The organism is Deltaproteobacteria bacterium (assembly GCA_029860075.1).
Taxonomy (GTDB): domain Bacteria; phylum Desulfobacterota; class JADFVX01; order JADFVX01; family JADFVX01; genus JAOUBX01.
Window position 1 is genome coordinate 44,236 of sequence record JAOUBX010000010.1, and the last position, 19,165, is coordinate 63,400.

The 19,165-nt window shown below is 44.5% G+C and carries 17 protein-coding genes; 11 read left to right on the plus strand and 6 right to left on the minus strand.

The genetic code is table 11. The features are described from left to right. Positions 1-4 precede the first annotated feature (4 nt). Complete coding sequence (locus OEV42_05030) at positions 5-178, minus strand: hypothetical protein (protein ID MDH3973624.1); 174 nt, start codon at positions 176-178, stop codon at positions 5-7. 379 nt (positions 179-557) lie between these two features. Here OEV42_05030 and OEV42_05035 point away from each other — a divergent pair, with 379 nt between their 5' ends. The 8 genes from OEV42_05035 (at position 558) to OEV42_05070 (ending at position 10,579) form a co-directional block, all read left to right on the plus strand. Then, the gene (locus OEV42_05035; GenBank protein MDH3973625.1) at positions 558-1,670 is read left to right on the plus strand and encodes a Glu/Leu/Phe/Val dehydrogenase; all 1,113 of its coding nucleotides are present in this window, start codon (positions 558-560) and stop codon (positions 1,668-1,670) included. Positions 1,671-1,778: 108 nt separating this feature from the next. Then, on the plus strand, positions 1,779-2,693 hold the full coding sequence (locus tag OEV42_05040) for a 2-oxoacid:acceptor oxidoreductase family protein (GenBank protein ID MDH3973626.1): 915 nt from the start codon (positions 1,779-1,781) through the stop codon (positions 2,691-2,693). Positions 2,694-2,833: 140 nt separating this feature from the next. Next, a complete protein-coding gene (locus OEV42_05045) occupies positions 2,834-4,078 on the plus strand; it encodes a pyruvate synthase (protein ID MDH3973627.1) in 1,245 nt (414 codons plus the stop codon). 96 nt (positions 4,079-4,174) lie between these two features. After that, a complete protein-coding gene (locus tag OEV42_05050; protein MDH3973628.1) occupies positions 4,175-5,083 on the plus strand; it encodes a thiamine pyrophosphate-dependent enzyme in 909 nt (302 codons plus the stop codon). A gap of 122 nt (positions 5,084-5,205) precedes the next feature. Further along, entirely contained in the window at positions 5,206-6,912 is a 1,707-nt protein-coding gene (locus OEV42_05055; protein MDH3973629.1) for an AMP-binding protein, read from the plus strand. Positions 6,913-7,212: 300 nt separating this feature from the next. Next, on the plus strand, positions 7,213-7,608 hold the full coding sequence (locus OEV42_05060; GenBank protein ID MDH3973630.1) for a hypothetical protein: 396 nt from the start codon (positions 7,213-7,215) through the stop codon (positions 7,606-7,608). Between the two features lie 296 nt (positions 7,609-7,904). After that, complete coding sequence (locus OEV42_05065; protein ID MDH3973631.1) at positions 7,905-8,498, plus strand: cytochrome c family protein; 594 nt, start codon at positions 7,905-7,907, stop codon at positions 8,496-8,498. Between the two features lie 80 nt (positions 8,499-8,578). After that, complete coding sequence (locus tag OEV42_05070) at positions 8,579-10,579, plus strand: diguanylate cyclase (GenBank protein MDH3973632.1); 2,001 nt, start codon at positions 8,579-8,581, stop codon at positions 10,577-10,579. A gap of 437 nt (positions 10,580-11,016) precedes the next feature. Here OEV42_05070 and OEV42_05075 read toward each other — a convergent pair whose 3' ends face one another. Further along, complete coding sequence (locus tag OEV42_05075; protein MDH3973633.1) at positions 11,017-11,757, minus strand: START domain-containing protein; 741 nt, start codon at positions 11,755-11,757, stop codon at positions 11,017-11,019. Between the two features lie 57 nt (positions 11,758-11,814). Further along, positions 11,815-12,375, minus strand: a complete 561-nt coding sequence (locus OEV42_05080; protein MDH3973634.1) for a class I SAM-dependent methyltransferase — start codon at positions 12,373-12,375, stop codon at positions 11,815-11,817. 66 nt (positions 12,376-12,441) lie between these two features. On the opposite strand from OEV42_05080, the gene OEV42_05085 reads away from it, so the two are divergent. Then, positions 12,442-13,200, plus strand: a complete 759-nt coding sequence (locus OEV42_05085; protein ID MDH3973635.1) for a Mut7-C ubiquitin/RNAse domain-containing protein — start codon at positions 12,442-12,444, stop codon at positions 13,198-13,200. Between the two features lie 19 nt (positions 13,201-13,219). Here the strand turns inward: OEV42_05085 and OEV42_05090 are convergent, their stop codons facing one another. After that, the gene (locus OEV42_05090; GenBank protein ID MDH3973636.1) at positions 13,220-14,167 is read right to left on the minus strand and encodes a porin family protein; all 948 of its coding nucleotides are present in this window, start codon (positions 14,165-14,167) and stop codon (positions 13,220-13,222) included. 433 nt (positions 14,168-14,600) lie between these two features. On the opposite strand from OEV42_05090, the gene prsK reads away from it, so the two are divergent. Beyond that, positions 14,601-16,712, plus strand: a complete 2,112-nt coding sequence (prsK, locus tag OEV42_05095) for a PEP-CTERM system histidine kinase PrsK (protein MDH3973637.1) — start codon at positions 14,601-14,603, stop codon at positions 16,710-16,712. Positions 16,713-16,759: 47 nt separating this feature from the next. Continuing rightward, a complete protein-coding gene (gene prsR / locus OEV42_05100) occupies positions 16,760-18,109 on the plus strand; it encodes a PEP-CTERM-box response regulator transcription factor (protein MDH3973638.1) in 1,350 nt (449 codons plus the stop codon). Between the two features lie 46 nt (positions 18,110-18,155). Here the strand turns inward: prsR and OEV42_05105 are convergent, their stop codons facing one another. Beyond that, entirely contained in the window at positions 18,156-18,518 is a 363-nt protein-coding gene (locus tag OEV42_05105; GenBank protein ID MDH3973639.1) for a PilZ domain-containing protein, read from the minus strand. 118 nt (positions 18,519-18,636) lie between these two features. Then, positions 18,637-18,882 (minus strand): hypothetical protein, encoded by a 246-nt coding sequence (locus tag OEV42_05110; GenBank protein MDH3973640.1) that lies wholly within the window; start codon positions 18,880-18,882, stop codon positions 18,637-18,639. Between the last annotated feature and the right edge of the window lie 283 nt (positions 18,883-19,165).

Consider the following 19,165-nt stretch of genomic DNA (forward strand, 5'->3'; position numbering starts at 1 on the left):
CTGACTACATGGAAAGACGACTAATAACATCCTTGAGAAAGGCCTCCTGTTCTTTCAGCGCCTCTCTGTATTTTTTTGAATCTGTATCGGCTACTTCCATCCTGAGGTCGGAAAGATAGCTTTCAAGTATTTCTTTGAGCATCATTTCTTCCTTGCCGGTGAGTATCAGTTTTGCCATTTTTTTCTCCTTTTTGTTTTCAGTTTGCCAGAGAATCTTAAGTAGTGTCCATCCAGAAACTATAATAAATCAAACTATGTTTTCAATTCGGAAAGGAGGGGTTTTTTGCAAGGTCAAGGAAATCAAGGGTTTCGCCGAGTCGTACTGCTGTACGTCGCACAAGCAAATCTGAAGATTGACGCAGAGATTGCGAAAAAGCACCCTTGACCGATGAAAACTAAGTAACATTCTAAAATATAGTGTAGCAGGCTGTCCCCCTTTTCGCTAGTTGAGGGGGTATTGATTACGGCTAAAATTGTCTTGACTTACTTTTCTGCCCTGATTAAATATGAAACTATATGCTGAATTATTTATTTCAATCTGAAAGGGGAATAGAGGAATGGACGATACCTTTAAATACGCCGATCAATTGGGACCGCTTAAAATTATGCATGTTCATGAACCGAAAATAGGTCTTAAGGGGATTCTTGTTGTCGACAATGTGGCTGCCGGCCCATCCATAGGGGGGCTGAGAATGGCGACGGATGTAAGCCTCGATGAGTGTTTCAGGTTGGCGCGGGCTATGACGATGAAGAATGCAGCCGCCGGCCTGGCACATGGTGGAGGCAAGTCGGTTCTCTTCGGTGACCCCTATATGCCGCTTGATCAAAAAGAAGAACTCATCAGATGCTTTGCCGCAGCGCTTAAAGGGGAAGAGCATTACATTTTCGGTCCCGATATGGGTACCGACGAAGTCTGCATGGCCTGGATAAAAGATGAAATAGGGCGCTCTGTCGGCCTTCCGGCTGAAGTGGGAGGCATTCCTCTCGATGTGATAGGCGCTACCGGTTTCGGCATCAGTGTTGTCGCAGACATTGCCATAAAATACTGTGATTTTGATATGAAGGGCGCCCGCATCGTCGTTCAGGGTTTTGGATCAGTCGGTAAGCATGGAGCAAGGTTTTTAACGGAAAAAGGGGCTGTCCTTGTCGGCGCTGCCGACAGCAGAGGCTCCGTCTATAACCCTGATGGTTTGGATGTAGAGGCGCTTATGAACCTTAAGAAGGAAGGGAAAACCGTCGCTGATTATAAAGAAGGTAAAAAAGGGGACAGGGAGGACGTTATTGCTATGGAGTGCGACATATGGATACCTGCAGCCCGGCCCGATGTTATTCATGATGACAATGCAGATCGACTCAAAACAAAGCTAATTATTTCCGGCGCAAACATCCCTGTCACCCATTCAGCGGAAAAGGCTCTCCATGAAAGAGGCATATTGTGTGTTCCCGACTTTATTGCCAATGCCGGGGGCGTCATCTGCGCTGCCGTCGAATATCACGAGGGTAATGAAACCATTGCTTTTCAAACCATTGAAGAAAAGATACATACCAATACGAAAGAAGTGCTTGAAAGGATGGATAAGGAGAGAATTCTTCCCAGGCAGGCGGCAGTTGAACTGGCTACAGAAAGGGTGAAAAATGCCATGACTTATAAGCGGTGGAATGTTTTTTGAGGGGGGTAGCCTTTTAAAAAGCAGGAAGGCAGGAATGACAACTCCCTGCAATCGAAATCAATTCCCGCTATACTTAAACAGATAAGCAAACCTTAACCCGGAGGCAGTATGTATCGTATCCGCTTTCATGGCCGTGGTGGGCAGGGTATGAAAACGGCAAGCCGCATTCTCGGCGCTGCTTTTTTTCTGGAAGGGTATCAGGTTCAGGATGCGCCGCGATATGGAGCAGAAAGACGCGGCGCTCCCATCTTTGCCTATGTGCGGGCCGCAACAGAGACTATCCACGAAAGGGGAATTATCGCAGTTCCTGATCTTGTCATTGTTGCTGATGATTCCCTTGTTGCTATTCCTGCGGCGGCTGTATTGCAGGGTGTCGGCAAAGAAACAGTTCTTCTCATCTACAGTGAAGAATCACCGGAAACTTGGAAAGAGCGCCTGAATATTGACTGCATGCTGCTTACATTACCCCCCTTTGACGTTACCGAATCCTTTGATATCCGGTTTATAGGCGCTGCATGTGCCGGCGCTTCAGCGCGGTTGACCGGTATTATCTCGCCGGAATGTCTTAAATCAGCCATCGAAGAAGAACTGCATTTGCAGGGTAAGGAAATCATAAAGATTAATTGTCAACGGGCCATGGCGTCTTATGAAGAAATGGCGGAGCATGACGGAAGTGTAGAGGAAAAACAGCACGTCAGGGCAGACGATTACGTCCCTCCCGACTGGATCGATATTCCTTTTGAAGCAGCCAGAATTTCAGCTCCTGCCATTTTCGGTTCAGCTACAAGTGAACTTATCAAGACAGGTCTCTGGCGAACGCTTAAACCGGTTATAGACTACCATGCCTGCAACCATTGCTGGTGGCTGTGCAGCGCCTTTTGTCCTGACGGCGCGATTAATGTGGGTGAAGATGGAAGACCTGAAATTGATTATGAACATTGCAAGGGTTGCCTCATTTGCATGATCCAGTGTCCACCCCACGCTATCAGGGCAGAAGCGGAGCATGAAGGGAAAGGGAGGTAAAATGGAACGACAGAGCATAGAGAAGCTCTGAAATTAGACAGAGATTGACAGGGATTTATTATGATTTTCACAGCTTTGAATCATAAATAATCTGTGAAAATCAGTGTCAAAATATCTAATCAAATAATACGATTAAAAAGATGATAAAGAAACTGCTCACAGGAAACGGAGCCGCCGCCTGGGGCGCCAGGCTGGCCGGGGCCGACTACATTCCGGCCTTTCCCATTACGCCGCAAACGGAAATTATCGAAACGCTCGCCGCCTGGATCGATGGCGGCGACTTTAAAAGCAAGCTGGTAACGCTTGAGTCGGAGCATTCCATGATAACAGCGGCAGGTTCTGCCGCAGCGACAGGGGTACGTGTCTTTACGGCCACCTCAAGTCAGGGACTTCTTTACGGCATGGAGATGTTATATACGGTGGCAGGCTGGCGGGCGCCTTTTGTCATGGTCAATGTTTCCCGTGGCCTCTCGGCTCCTATTACGCTCGAACCGGATCATAATGATATTCTGGCTGCACGTGATTCCGGTTTTCTCCAGATCCACTGCGCAACCTGCCAGGAGGTGCTTGATGCCGTCCTTATTGCCTATCGCCTGGCGGAAGATGAGAAAGTAAGGCTTCCCGTCATTGTTAACCTGGACGGTTTTTACCTCTCCTTTACACGCGAGCCTGTAGAGATACCCCATAAAGAGGAGGTGGCAAGGTTTTTGCCCTCTTATGACCCTGAAAATATACGCTTTCGCGCAAGTACACCGGTAAGTCAGGCCGTGGCCGTTCTTGGCGGCGGCCCTTATTCCTATTTTCGATATGAAACGCACCTTGCTTCACTTAATGCGCTTACTGTTTTTGATAAAATATCAGAAGAGTTTAATGAATATTTTGGCCGCACATACGATGCTGTTGAATCCTATAAAGCTGATGATGCCGGAATTGTCTTCCTTATGATAGGCGCCTTTGCCACCAAGGCGAAAGATGCTGTTGACAGGCTCCGCGAGGCGGGACAAAAAGTGGGACTCATCCGGCCACGGCTGATTCGCCCCTTTCCCGTGGAAAGTTTGATAAGGCATTTAAGGGGGAAAAGAGGGGTAGCCCTTATCGACCAGAATCTTTCTGTGGGAAATGGCGGTATCCTTTATTCTGAAATTGCCGCTGCGCTTTATGGCGTGAAAGATGCGCCTCTTATTGCAAGTTTTATAGGGGGGCTTGGCGGGCGGGACATTAGCCGGGAAGAGTTTTTTGAGATAACCGGGGTAGTCAATGAGGCCGTTGAAAAAGGAGAAGCGCCGTCACCGCGGCTGCTTTACAGGGAGTGTGAACTTAAAGAGCTGAGAAAGCTTCAAACACTGGCTCATGTGGAAAGGCAGGGGAGGGAAGGGGAAGGCTAGAAACGTTCCCTCATCTGTCATGCTGAGCTTGTCAATAGATTTGGGGGATTTGGGGGATTTGGGATTATAATCGATAGCGTTGTGCAGGACAAAGCGATGACGGAACCGAAAATAAGAAAAATAAGTGATCTTCCCTCAAGCCACCTGCTGGGCACAGGTACAGCCATGTGTTCCGGTTGTGGAGGACTTGAGGCAGTTCACCAGATCTACGATATACTGGGTGAAAAAACGGTTTTTATCAATGCCGCAGGCTGTATGACGCTCCTTTCTGTTTATCCCTTTACCCCCTTTCGAGGTTCATGGCTTTATACGGCCATGGCTTCCGCGCCGGCAGGGGCGCAGGGGGTAAGAGACGCACTCGACATTCTTATAGCGAAAGGATTGCCTGAAGAGGAGGACCTTCAGGTTGTGGTTCTCACCGGTGACGGTTCAGCCTATGGTATGGGCCTTTCAGCCACATCGGCAGCTATGGAGCGTAACCTCGATTTTATCTACCTCTGTTACGATAACGAGGGCTACGGCAATACGGGGCAGCAGTATTCAGCCTCTACTCCCCACGGCGCAAAGACCTCTACCAGCAAAGGCCCTTCCGGTTTCAGGGGCTACAAAAAGGACCTCTTTTCCATCTGGGCGGCCCACAAGCCCTCCTACCTTGCCACCGTGACAGGCGCTGAACCGCTCGACCTTGCCAGAAAGATAGAGAGGGCAAAAGAGATGAAGGGCCCCCGCATGATCATTGCCCTTTCCCCCTGCCCCACAGGTTGGGACTACGATCCGAGCCAATCCGTAGAAGTGGGAAAATTGGCCGTAAAAACCGGTGTCTGGCCCCTCAAGGAATATGCAGACGGCAAGGTAATTCATACAAAAACCCCGAAGGAAAGGCTCCCCGTTGAAGCCTATCTCGAAAAACAGGGCCGCTTCGCTCACCTCTTTGAGCCGAAGCGGAATGAGGAATTGATCGGTGAGATTCAGAGGGGGATCGATGAATATTGGGATGGGGAGTGATTGTCTCTAAAGTGCGGGATGGGCGCAAGGCCGTGAAAGCCGTCAATGATTTCCGATTCCGGTTTTTACCACATTTTAGGACAATAAGTGATATGGAATTTTCAGTCTTATGAAAAGTTTTTATGAAAAAAATAAACAAAAGCTATTTCCATAGAGGCGCTCAATTTCCTCTCCTGGGAGCGACCATTCCTGAACATTTCTTGTCTGTTGCCGACAGCTTTCCTGACGGTGAAGCCCTTGTTTCCCTCCCCCAGGGGAGGCGGCTCACATATAAAAGACTTGCCGCAGCAATAGATGAACTGGCCCGGGGGCTTATAGGCCTCGGTTTCAAAAAGGGAGACCCTATCGGTATCTGGGCGACGGACAATATTGAATGGCTCCTTCTCCAGATGGCAACGGCCCGCATCGGTGTCATTCTCGTTAATATTAATCCTGCTTATAAATCATCTGAGTTGGCCTATGCGCTGAGGCGATCTGAAGTGCAGGGTTTATTCCTTATCCCTTCTTTTAAAAACAGTGATTATGTGAAGATGGTCCTTGAACTGGTTCCGGAAGTCGAAAGGAGCGCCCCCCATGAATTGAGGTCAATGGAATTTCCCAATTTAAGGCGCCTTGTACTCTACGATGCGGCATCTCCCATGGAAACGGTAAGGCCACAGGCAGGTTTTACCCTCTGGCAAGAGGTTATTCATGCGTCAAAAGCTGTTTCAACTGACGAGCTTGATCTTATTACCTCCCGTCTCGACAGGGACGATCCTGTTAATATCCAGTATACTTCGGGAACAACGGGTTTTCCCAAGGCTGTAGTTCTTAGCCATCACAATATTCTCAATAATGCCTGGTTTTGCGCCAAAGCCCTTCATTTTACGGAGACCGACCGGCTTTGCGTCCCTGTTCCCTTTTATCACTGCTTCGGTATGGTGCTGGCCAACCTGCTCTGCCTTTCCGTCGGCGCCTGTATCGTCATACCTGCCGAACACTTCGATCCCCTCAAGGTAATGGAGGCTGTGGAAAAGGAAAAATGCACCGCCCTTCACGGCGTTCCCACCATGTTTATTGCCCAGCTCGAACATGCCCGGTTCAATAATTTCGATCACTCAACACTCAGAACAGGGATCATGGCAGGCGCCCCCTGTCCGCCGCCGCTCATGACGCAAGTCATGGAAGATATGAAGTGCCGCGAAATTCTCATCGGTTACGGCCAGACGGAGGCCTCGCCGATCACCCATTTGACGCTTATCGACGATAGTATGGAGCGGCGCACAGAGACGGTGGGAAAGAACCTCCCCCACCAGGAGGTTAAGATTATCAACCATGATACGGGTGAAACAGTCCCGCTCGGTGAAACAGGTGAAGTCTGTTTCCGGGGCTATCACGTCATGCAGGGTTATTATGGTGATGAAGAAGCGACGCACAAGGCCATCGACAGGCATGGCTGGCTCCATTCGGGTGATCTTGGCGCCATGGATGAAGAGGGTTATGTAAAGATTACAGGGCGGCTCAAAGAGATGATTATCAGGGGAGGAGAAAATATTTATCCCCGGGAGATTGAAGAATTTTTATTTACTCACCCCAAAATTGCCCAGGTGGCTGTTTTCGGCATTCCTCATGATTATTATGGTGAAGAGATCATGGCCTGGATAGAGCTTCACAGCGGTGAAAGCGCTACGGAAGGGGAAATAAAAGCTTTCTGTAAGGATAACATTGCCCACTATAAGGTTCCCGGACATATTCGCTTTGTCAAGGAATTCCCCATGACGGTAACAGGAAAGCTTCAAAAGTTCAGGATGCGTGAAATTACTATTGGAGAGATGAAAAAAGGTAAGTAATTTTTTTCCAAAACGAGTTGCCTGCAAAAAGTTTCACTAAAGGGATGATATAAAAACAGGGTCCTCTTCCCTTGCGAAGTGAGATAAACTCAACAATATAAAGCCTTCTTTTTTATTGCCCCTTTCACCTGTAAAAAAGGAACATTTCTTGCGTCACAAAAAAAATGAGATGGATATAAACTTCTTGCAGGAGGAGTATTTCAGAACTTAGCTAGAGCGGATAAGAGGGTGTTATCCTGGAATCTTTTTCTTTTTTCCTGTCTAAATGACAGACAGGAAATATAAAAGGAGGGGCTAAAAATGGAACCTGTCATTTTTGCAATTATTCTCATACTTTCGACATGGATGTGGTGGGAAAACCAGTGCACACATTTCAATTCACATCATCCCGGCGAAGATAATAAGGATGATTTGAGGTGGATATTCAGGGCAAACGGCATCGAACCAGATGAAATGACTTATTTGAGTGTCATGAAGCTCGTTGAAGAGGGCAATCTGGATGACGCCGTTGAATTGATCTGTTCAAGCTGCCATTCTTCCCATGTTGTTTCAAAACGGATAACCTGGCTCCTTGACCATGAAGTTACAGCCAAAATGATGGACAAGTCATCGGCCTTTTTTATATGGTCTGTGGCTATTATTTTTCCGGCCGTCACTATTATCTCCATATTGTTCTGGTCCTTGACATTGCTTTAGATTTTTAATGGACAAAGGGAAGCTCTAAAGTTTTCAGGCAGGCTTTTCCAATAGATTTCCCCTCCTCCATTTGTTTGTCTGTCTTTTCAAACTCACTTTTATTGTATGCAGGATTTAGTTACTCCCAAACGATAAATGAAACAAGCGACTTTTTCCTTTCTAACATTCTTCTTTTTTTATAAGATAATAGTACAGTCGAAAAGTTGTCCTTACTCTTAATTCCCATTAGATATATTTCCACTGTTTTACAGCGGAGGGGAAGCTTTTTTATGGGAAACTGCAAATGAAAGGATAAAATGATGATAAAGAAGGAAGTTGTCCTCATGCCGGTTTTGTTTTTTTTCCTCTACCCGCTTCAATCCTTTGGAGGGTCACCGGCATATGTAGGGAACAAGGGGTGCAGCTGCCACAAGGTAGAGATGACGGACTGGGAATTAAGCGCCCATGGCAGGGCCTTTGATACCTTGAAAAAGGGCAGAAAAGAGAGAGAAAAAATAAGGGCAAAGCTCGACCCTGAAAAAGATTACACAAAGGATAGAAAATGCCTTAAGTGCCATACGACGGGCTACAGAAAAAATGGCGGTTTTGTGGACCTTAAATCGACACCTCTCATGGCTGGTGTTGGTTGTGAATCATGTCACGGGCCCGGGAGCGAGTATCGCACATTGCATGAGGATAATCCCGCCAGAATAGATCGTAATAAAGAAAAGGCCTATGGCGCCGTTTATGGTTCGGAAGATGCAGCCGTATGCACCTATTGCCATAATGAAAATAGCGGACATTTTGACAGGCATTCCGGGAAAAAATATGAATTTGACTGGAAAAAAGCCTTGAAGAATAAAAGAAGTTACCACCGTAAGAAGGTATTTAATAAACCCAATTTTTTCTAGCCTGACAGAGGTCATCAAAGAGCGCTCCGGGGGAATGCCGTTTTAGATATGCCTTTTAAAGCAAGAGGAGTGTACTTTCTGTGGAGAGAAAACTCTCTAAATTCAACATAAGCGCCAAGTTCCTGGGCGCCATCGGCATCATCCTTGCCATTTTTACCGCATGGGATATTAGCTACAATGCGGAAAAAGAGAAAAAAATTACGGAAAAAGTGGTGAAAGACTGGGCTTTTTTCTTTGCAGAGAATGTGAGAGTCACACTTAATGAACTGATGAGAAAAGACCGGATGGACATGCGTTTTGATATTTTTAAATCCATGTCTGAAGAGTTGACGGGACTAAAAGATGTAAGGGTTATTCGTGGAAAAAGGACGGATGAGATCTTCAGGGAAATAAATGAGCGGGACATTATTCCCCTGCTGGAAACGAATGTAAAGGCCTACCGGCGGGAACTGTCCCAACTGGAAGACCAGTTGCATGGCCTGAAGGATGCTGATAAGCGCTATGATATGGAAGGAGAAATTGCTTACCTTAAAGAAGATATTGATAATACTGCCGCTAAAATCAGAAAATTGCGGCAGGTCAGGCCCATTGATAAAAGAGAAGAACCGCGTGATGAGGCAGACAGGATGGTCCTGGAAAAGGGGGAGCCTGTTTACAGCTTTGAAGGAGACAATGCAAGGGTGCTTATTCCCTATACGGTCAGGGAAAAGGGATGTGCCGAGAAATCGGGGTGCCATAAGTATGCCGGGGAAGGAGATGTCCTTGGTGCTATCAGTCTTGAATTTTCCATTGAATCGATCAACCGTGAAATAAGTGAAAATAATGTAAAAATGGCCGGTCTCTGGCTGATGAGAGTCGTCATTCTTTTTGCCATTATCAGTTTTTTGCTCACCTTTATTATAACGAAAAATCTGCGTCGCATGCTGAATACATTTAAACTTATTTCTCAGGGAGATTTTTCGACGAGAGTTCCTGTGAAAAACAGTGATGAGATCGGTATCCTGTCGGATGGTTTTAACAACATGGCTTCCTCCCTGGAAAGAACAAAAAAGGAATTGGATCAGCATCTTCTCGAACTTTATACGCTTTATAATATCAGCAAAACAATGAATTCAACGCTGGAGACGGAAACCTTATTAACTCAGCTTGTTAAAGATATCAGCGAAAGTATGAAAATTGATAAAATCATTATTATGCTGCTTACCGTTGTAAAAGAAGAGATTTATGTTGCTTCTGCGGCGGGCTTTGATAGTAAGGCCATTCTCGACTTCAGGGTCAAAGCCGGTGAAGGGCCCTATGGCAAAGCTGTGCTTACCGGTAAAAGCAGGCTCATAGACAATGTGGAAGAATATTCCCCTGTTCTGCCGGAAGAGTACTTTTCTCCCGAAATTAACTCCGCCCTTATTGTTCCTTTTTTAAGGAGAGGAGAGGTTCTCGGACTTATCTGCGGTTATAAGGAAAAACCGAACAAGTTCAAATCTTCTGATGAGCAGCTTTTCAACAGTGTTGCCGAACATGTCTGTCTTGCCCTGGAGAATGCGAAGCTCTTTGAAGAAACGAAGACGATGGCTATTACCGACGGTTTGACAGGTCTCTACAACAAACAGTTTTTCCAGGAAAAACTGGACCTGGAAATAGAGCGGGCAAGGCGCAAAAAGCACGATCTTTCTATTATTCTTATGGACCTTGATAATTTCAAACATTATAACGACACAAACGGCCATCCCGCCGGTGATGTTCTTCTAAGGAGTCTCGCTGCGCTTCTAAATGAGGTTGTCAGAAAAATTGACCTTGCCTGCCGTTACGGCGGTGAGGAGTTCGTTATTATTTTGCCGGAAACCGATAAGGCAGGCGCCGGGAAACTTGCCGGGACGATTGTTGAAAAAATAGCCGGCCATCCTTTTGATCACAGAGAAAAACAACCGCTTGGATTTGTATCGGCAAGTATCGGCGTGGCTGCATTTCCTTCTGATGGCAGGAAGGCCGATGAGATTGTCAAAAAAGCCGATCAGGCTTTATACAGGGCCAAAGAAAAAGGAAAAAACAGGGTTGTTGCCTATTCCCGGCATGATGATTATTAAAAAGATATGGTCCTTTCTTCCCTGTTTCTTTCCGCTTATTCAAGTGTCCTTTGCCGGACCTGAGAAAGTCCTGTCTTCTGTAATCATTCCTGTTTTAGTAAAGAATCCACACCCAGAAGACGTTGCCTTACTTGAGTCCTAAAAGGGCTTGCTTTTCCTTCCCGTTAAAAGGCAGCCGAGTGTAGCCGTTGACTGAGGATGAAGGGCACAAACTGTCTGAGCGAAGCGAGTTTTTGTGCCCGCCGAAGGCAACGGTGGAAGGAGGGGAGTCCCGCTTTGGCGGGACCAGGTTTTAGGGCGGCCTTTCTTTTGTTACTTTTCTTTGTCCGCAAAAGAAAAGTAAAATTATTATGGCATAGCTTTTTAACTCTAACCCCGCCCAAAGGAGGAGGATTTCAAAGATTAATTAAAATAATGGTAAAAGGAGAAAGGGAATATCAATATTCTTTTAACCGGGCTTTTCTGTCTTTATACTTTTCCGCCAGCGGAAGGTAATATTCGAAAAGAGAGTTATAGACGGGATAGACCTTCTCTTTTTCAAGTTTTTCTGCCTGTTCTTTAAGGCTCTTGAGTGTGGTAAAGGGCCAGCGTCGCTGAAAAAAATTAGCTATCCATGCAGGAACCCAGCCTTTGGGGTCACCATGAAACTCGGCTTCAATTGATGTCTTGTTATCATCAAGGATGGTCAGGACATATTTGCTTTCCATTAATTCCGCTCTCACTATCCCGTCTCGTTCCGGCATGGCGGAATCCGTAACGGAATGCATAAGAAGGACCACTTCTCCCTTCACTTGATTGATGATTGCTTTGCTGTGGAAAACAACGTCCCTGTCGGCAATTGGCCAGATGCCGTAAACGTGGGTATACTCGATGCTTTCAAGGGGAGTAAATAATCGTACCGTATCCGATTCGGCCAGGCGCGTGACCCATTCCTTATGACGGGGCTTGTCATTAATGACATTGATTAACGTGCCTATAGAGGTATTCACCGTTGCCATGCCTTTAAAGGCAAGGAGAGAACTTCCTTCCACTTTTCGGCTGAATATTTTTATGCCATTCTTGCTTTTAATCTTTTTCCAGCCCACATCGGCTCCTGCTTTCCGGGGAGCGGAAAGGGAAGATGCAATAAGTATGATAATGCAAAATTGCAGGAACAGTCTGTATAAAATATTATTCATCTTGTCTGTTTATATAGATTCATCAAGCCATCACTGTATATGACGGCTGTGCTTTGGTCAAGCGCGCCGTCTGGCAATGAGTGTGGCTATTCCCTTTCTCCTGTTGTTTTCAGTGAAAATTCCTTCCCTGTAATGATGGGCCTGAAGCTCCCTGAAGAGGTGGGGCAATTCATTCATACCCAGAAGGTAATCGGCATTTGAGGGAGGACCTATCGATTTTTGCATTTCCGTATAGGTTTCAAAGAGAAGAGCACCTCCTTTCTTCAGTCCCTTAATAATTTGGGGAGCAAGCGACCTGTCGAGATAGTAATAACATATAATGAGATCATATGTTTGAGGATTGATTTTATAGGAGGTAAGGTCGGCGCAGATAAAATTAATTTTTAATCCTGCTTCTTCTGCAAAAGCCCGGCTTTTTTCAATAGCCACTGATGAGTTGTCTACGGCGTCCACGTCAAATCCCTTGCCTGCGAGAAAGAGGGCGTTTCTTCCCGTGCCGCAGGCAAGGTCGAGGGCCTTGCCCCGTGGCAGGCGATGAAGGAATTTTACCAGTGATGCCGAAGGGGGTCTTAGGCCTTCTTCATCAGATTGAGAATAGACAGTGTCCCATTTCTTCATAATCATTAATTATGCCTTTAAATGATCAAAATTCAAGGGTAATATTAAAAAGAACCGGCATCTTTAATGAATCTGTTTGTGAGCATAATGGCCAGGCTGTCTGAATTTGAATTTTTCAGCTCTCTCAGGTATTTTCTGCCCGAAGAGTTTAAGAATGGAACCCTTGAATACCCTTTCAATGGCTCACCATCGGTGAAAGATGCCATTGAAGCCCTTGGCGCTCCCCATACGGAAGTCGCTTTTATCATCTGCAACGGCAGGCCGGTGGATTTTACATTCCAGCTTAAGGGAGGAGAGAATATTGCTGTTTATCCCTACCATCATCGCCGTGGCAAAACTGAAAAACCGATCTCTCCTCTCATGCCGCCGAAGCGTCCCTCTTTTATTGCCGATGTGCACCTGGGGAGACTTGCAAGGTTTATGAGAGTTGCCGGTTTCGATACCCTCTATGAAAAAGAAGATCCGGGAGATGAAACTATTGCCGCCGTTGCTTCAAAAGAAAGCCGCATAGTCCTGACGAGAGATGTGGGCCTGCTGAAGAGGTCGGTCGTACACTACGGCTATATTTTGAGAAGTTCAAGCTCAAGACTGCAATTTAGTGAAGTCGTTGAGCGATATTCCTTAAAACCGATTTTCAGACCTTTCGGCAGGTGCGTGCATTGCAACGGCCTTATCGGAAAGATTAAAAAGAAAGAAATCGAAAGCTCACTTCCTGAAGGAATCAGGCGTGATTTTGATAAGTTTTTCATTTGTTCAGAGTGCAGCCATGTTTATTGGGAGGGGAGCCACTACAAGCGGATCAGCGACATGCTTAAGCATGTATGAGGGATAGGAAGATTAAGCCCTACCATAAATAATAAACCATATTCAGATTGACGGTGACAGGGCTGTAGTCAACTTGAGCTACGATTTTTGTAGCGCCGACGATGTATTCATCTTCCAGCTTGAGCGGTGTTCCCGCAATATCGAGGTAAAAGGAAAAATTGGCGCCCAGATCATATTCCAGACCGGCAAAGACACTGTAACTATCGGCTTCAATGGAGTACTCCCGGCCTAAAATGGTATCCTCTTTTTCTACATGCAGGTATCCTCCCCCCAAATAAGGTTTTAAGGGATAATCCGGATTCATTCTGTAAAAAAGCTTTGCTTCATAAGAGGTAAACAGTCCGGCGCCGTAATTTCCCTGAATGCCTATATTGGCGTGCGGCCAGATGATGAGAGATGCGCCTGCGCTGGTGTTGACTGCATTGACGGCAGCGCCGATGCCGAGGATCTTCCTGGAAATTTTTTTCTCTTTAAATGGTTCTTTCTTTTTTTTTATTCCGGCAGCCTTCTTTGGTTTTTTTTTCTTTTCTATCTTTTCTATCTTTTCTATCTTTTTTTTAGGAAGATCCTGAATCCAGATAATGGTCCTGCATTTGCCTCTTTTTTGGGTTGTTAAGAAACTTATTGATTTTCTGGACTTGTGTCGTTCCAAAGGTGATTTTACATCTAAAAGCAGTTTTTGAATATCCCCCTCCCTCGTTCCCATTGTTAATTCAACAGCGCCGGGATGTTTTCTTTTATAATATTTTTTTATGAACTTGATAGCGTCTTTGCTGCAGTACTCCTTTTTTACTGTTTTATTTTTCAGGGTGGATTTTTTTATGAAGGTTGCCCCCGGATATAGGGCAATAACTTCATCTTTTTCAGGGCCTTTTCCCCGGGCTTCCAGGCTTTCTGCCGAGCAAAGAGAAAAAGTTATAAGCGTTAAGCAGATGAATATGAAGAATTTCTTTGATTTTTCTTTCAAGGTTGTCCCCTCTTTTTAAAAAATGACGGTCAAATCAAGATGAAATGTCGCACTTTGAGTAACTGTAGTTAATAAATACTCCATATGAATGGAAAAACCAAGCAAATTATTTGCTATTGCCTGGATGCAGGCAATTATAAAAGAGCTTGTTTTTGGGGGAGGGCGGAAGAGTAAAGTTTTTAACATTAAAGACAGGTTGTCTGCTAGACTATTAATTAATCTTTTTTTCCTTCTAAAGTAATGATACAGGGGATAAACTTAAAACAGCAGTTGGATCATGGGTTCCGGCGCACCCTCTCGATTCTACGGCACATCCAGAAAATGGCCGCTTAAGCGATGTTTGAAAGCGCTGTGAAACCAACATGTTACACTATAAATCCATGGCTGACCGTCCTTTCCGGGATAACCGTAATATGGAGGTTAAATACCCTGCATGATTAATCCCTCTTTTTTTGTTATTTTTCCAGTATTAAATATCCTCATATGCCTGGGCCTGGCTTTTTTTATTCTTAGCAGGGATTATAAGAGCCCGGCCAACCTGGGCTTTGCATCGGGATTGTTGAGCCTCCTCTGTCTGGAGTTTGGTAATGCGCTTGTAATGCTGTCGGCCGGAGCTCCGCAAATGATGCTTACGGGCTTGTATCTTGGTATTGTTGGTCAACTCATGCTGCCACCTTCATGGCTTCTCTTTTCTCTGACCTTTTCAAGGGAAAATCAGAAACAATTGCTTCTTCGCTGGACGCCGCTTCTTGCCGGTTTGACAATTATATCTGTTGTTTTTATTTTTTTCCTAAGGTCTCCTGATTTTATTTTTTTATCATCTGCTCCTCCGGATTCTGCAAAAAGTCCCGCACCCGCTTTTTATCTTGGCTCAATAGGGAAGTATTGTTATCTCTATTTAATATTGAGCATACTTTTCAGCCTTGTTCTCCTTGAGAATACATTTCGCTTTTCCACAGGCCATAAACGCTGGCAAATAAAATACGTCATATTTGGTGTAGGGGCTATTCTGTTTTTCTTTATTTATTACTTTAGCCAGCTTTTGCTTTTCTCAATGATCAATGTCGAGCTCGTTCGTGTTTTATCCATTGTTATCCTTTTTTCCGTGTCTGTTATGACCGTTTTCATCGTGCGCCATCGTTTACTGAATGTGGATGTATTTGTATCGAGGTATATTGTTTATCATTCGGTAACAATCCTGATTGTGGGAACTTACTTTATTCTTGTCGGCCTTGTTGTTTACGGCATACAATACTTTAATCTGCCTTTTGACTATTCCCTGTCGACACTCATTATCTTTCTGGCAATATTCATATTACTCGTACTGGGTTTTTCAACTTCCGTAAGGAGAAAAATCCAGCTTTTCCTTAACAGGCATTTTTATAAGCACAAATATGAATTCAGAGATAAGTGGATGGAGTCGATTGAAAAAATCAGTTCTAAAACATCGGTTGATGAGATCTGCCGAACATTGATTGATATGATTTTGGAAACAATGGGGGCAAAGGAAGTTTATTTGTGGTTATACAGCCCTGTAACGGGGAGTTATAAGGCTTTTAATGCCGGTTTTTTAGAGGCATACGAAAATATTGAAAGTGATTATCCGCTTATAAAATTAATAAAACAAAAAAAAGCGCCTTTTAACATAAACCATGTATTCGATGAAATCGATGACGGTGAGGGGATTTCAGATCTGGAAAAGCTTATCGCGGTGACAGGGGGAGTCTTGTGCTCACCCTTGAATGCCGGGGGGACGATTGAAGGTTTTGTGCTTCAGCAGGAAGATGTCTCGGGAGAACCCTACCGGTCCGATGACTTTGAATTCCTGACAGCTGTTACTACTCAGGCAGCGGTTCAGTTAAAAAACATAACGCTGTCACAAGAACTGATACAGGTTAAAGAAGTGGATATGTTTAATAAAATGTCTTCCTTTATTATGCACGACCTGAAGAACCTGACTAATTCGCTTTCTCTCGTGAGCCAGAATGCAGCAAAAAATATGGACAATCCGGAGTTTCAAAAAGATGCAGTCAAGGCAATTGACAATACGGTAAATAGAATGAAATCCTTAATCGAGAAATTATCCTCTGCTCCCAAGAAAATGGACCTTAAAAAAGAAAGGGTTGATATTAAAGCGCTTATACACAATTCAATGAAAAAAATAATGGGAAAGGAAAAAAAAGTTGTTTGTACTGCTCATTTAAATGATCTTCCCTTCATATATGCCGATCCCCATTCCATTGAGATGGTATTGATAAATCTTTTGACAAATGCCTATGATGCAATAAACAATAATGGTATCATTTCAGTACGGTCTCATTGTGATGACAGCTACATTAATGTTATTGTTTGTGATAATGGTGAAGGGATGACGAAGGAGTTTATCGAGAAGGCGCTTTTTCATCCCTTTAAATCATCAAAAAAAACCGGTTTCGGAATCGGTTTATACCAGAGTAAAATGATTATCGAAGCCCACGGCGGCGATATTAATGTAGAGAGTGAAAAAGGTGAAGGGACATCCTTTACTATCAGGCTGCCCCTGTAAATTTTGCAGGGAAACCCCGTAATTTTCGTTATGGATGGATATTGTCTATGAAAAAGCCGGAATTGTTAGTCATTGATGATGAAGAAAGTATCAGGTCACAAATGAAGTGGGCCCTGATTGAAGATTATGATGTCTTTGTTGCTGAAAATGCAGCGACGGCAATGAAAATTATGGATAGGCAAAAACCGCCGCTTGTGACACTTGATCTTGGTCTCCCTCCCGATCCTGAAGGCATAGAAGAAGGTTTGAAATTACTTGAGAGAATACTTATTAATCACCCCGCTTCAAAAGTTATTGTTGTTTCAGGTAACCCTGACAGTGATGCGCCTCTCCAGGCCATTTCAAAGGGTGCCCATGACTTTTTCACCAAACCTATTAATATAGATGAACTTAAAGGCATTCTTAAAAGGGCCTGTTACGTTTATTCTCTTGAGAGTAAATATCAAAGCCTGCAAAGAAAGTTTCATTATCAGTCCTTTAAAGAAATGATCGGCTCCAGCTCAAAAATGCAGGAAGTTTTTAGTACGGTCAAGAAAATTGCAACGACTGATGTTCCTGTGCTTATTTTGGGAGAAAGCGGGACCGGGAAAGAACTCGTGGCTAATGCGGTTCACGATCAAAGCCTGAGGGGAGGTAAGGCCTTTGTTCCCATTAATTGCGGCGCTATTCCTGAAAACCTGATGGAAAGTGAGCTTTTTGGACATGAAAAGGGATCTTTTACAGGCGCTCATACTCAGAGAAAGGGGAAGATAGAGCTTGCTCATGAAGGAACGCTTTTTCTCGATGAAATAGGAGACCTGCCTCTCCCGCTTCAGGTTAAATTACTGAGGTTTTTGCAGGATAATAAACTGGAAAGAATTGGAGGCAGAGAAACGATCAATCTGGATGTGAGAGTTGTTGCTGCAACCAATAAACGAATTGAAGACCTTGTCAGGGAGGGACACTTCAGGGAAGATCTTTATTACAGGCTGGCCGTTGTTACCATTGATTTGCCGCCCATTAGAGAAAGGGGGGAAGATAAGCTGCTGCTGGCCAAATCCTTTTTGCAGAAATACGGTGCCAATCGTGGAAACCCCAAGAGTTTAACGCCTGAAGCGATAGAAAGTATTGATAAATATGAATGGCCGGGGAATGTAAGAGAACTGGAAAATAAAATTCAAAGGGCCCTTGCTTTTGCTGACGGCAACCACATTATACCTGCCGATCTGGCGCTCGGCAGCGCCGAAGGTGAAAGCAAGTCGCTAAACTTGAAAAAAGCCAGGGAAGCGCTGGATATTAAATATATAAATACGGCAATAATGAAAAATAAAGGTAATATCAGCAGGGCGGCTGAAGACCTGGGCTTGACCAGGCCGACCCTTCATGCGCTCATGAATAAATATTGCATAAAGAAATGATTAAGCCGTGGCGATTGTTTATATCTGAAGAGATAAAAAGGACTTTTTATAGGAACTGAAGACCGGCCCTTAGTGTGTCACCTTCCTTGTTTATCCATACTATTTGGGCAGCAGAGTTAATGTCAAAGTCTTCCATTAATATATTGACTTCCTCGTTTTTAGCAATGGGAACACCCGCATCGACCTCAATCCCAAGGCCTCCCTCTGAAATATCGCAGGCTTTGACAGTCACTTTTATTTTATTGTTCGTAAGTAAGCAGGGTCTGTTAATCAGTGAGCGCTGGTAACTTCTGATCATTGACTCTCCGGTGAGAAAAAAAGAATAACCACAAAAAGGACACGTTGTATTTGTATCATTGTAAGCCGTAAAAAACTGGCTGTCGCATCTTTCACAGGATGTATTTTTCATTCGTAATCCTTACATAAAAAATTAATCCCCGGCGGGGACAATTCCCCGCACTTTGCCAGGGGGCGGTTGATTATAAAAAGTTTAGAACAATTGTCTGCTAAAGTCTATAGATTTTGGATTAGCACATCAGTAAGAAAATCGAAGCAATAAAAGTGCCAAAAATGTTTTTATGTCCTTGTAAAATGATGGTTGTTTTGAGTGAAAACCTTGTCGGGAATGTAAGAACGTTCTTTTTTAAGTAATATCTGAATCCTGCAATCAGGCGGTGTTGGGCCGTCAGCTGAGGTACAGAGCTTGTGGCGGCTTCAGGGCTTTCATACGCTATGCAGCCCCTTGCAGCTGCGTTGAGAACTGCTTGCCCCATTGCCTTAAGCCTCTGCTCTGTCAGCCTCTGTCACGGGCCCACTTGCAGCATTCAGGTGATAATGTTGACTAAGGACTTTATACATAAGCGCCCGGTTTCTATAGTAAAGTGTGAAGAACAGGCTGTTATGGCGCTTTCGCTGAGGGATCTATTTGGTCCTGTCAGTTTTTTTTACAGGCCTTCTCCTTGTTTCTTTTTTTAAAGTATCTGTTTTTAAATGATTTATTTGATTTCTTAGCTCTGTGCTTCTGTTGTGATTCTGCTTAAAGGTGTCAGATTTAAC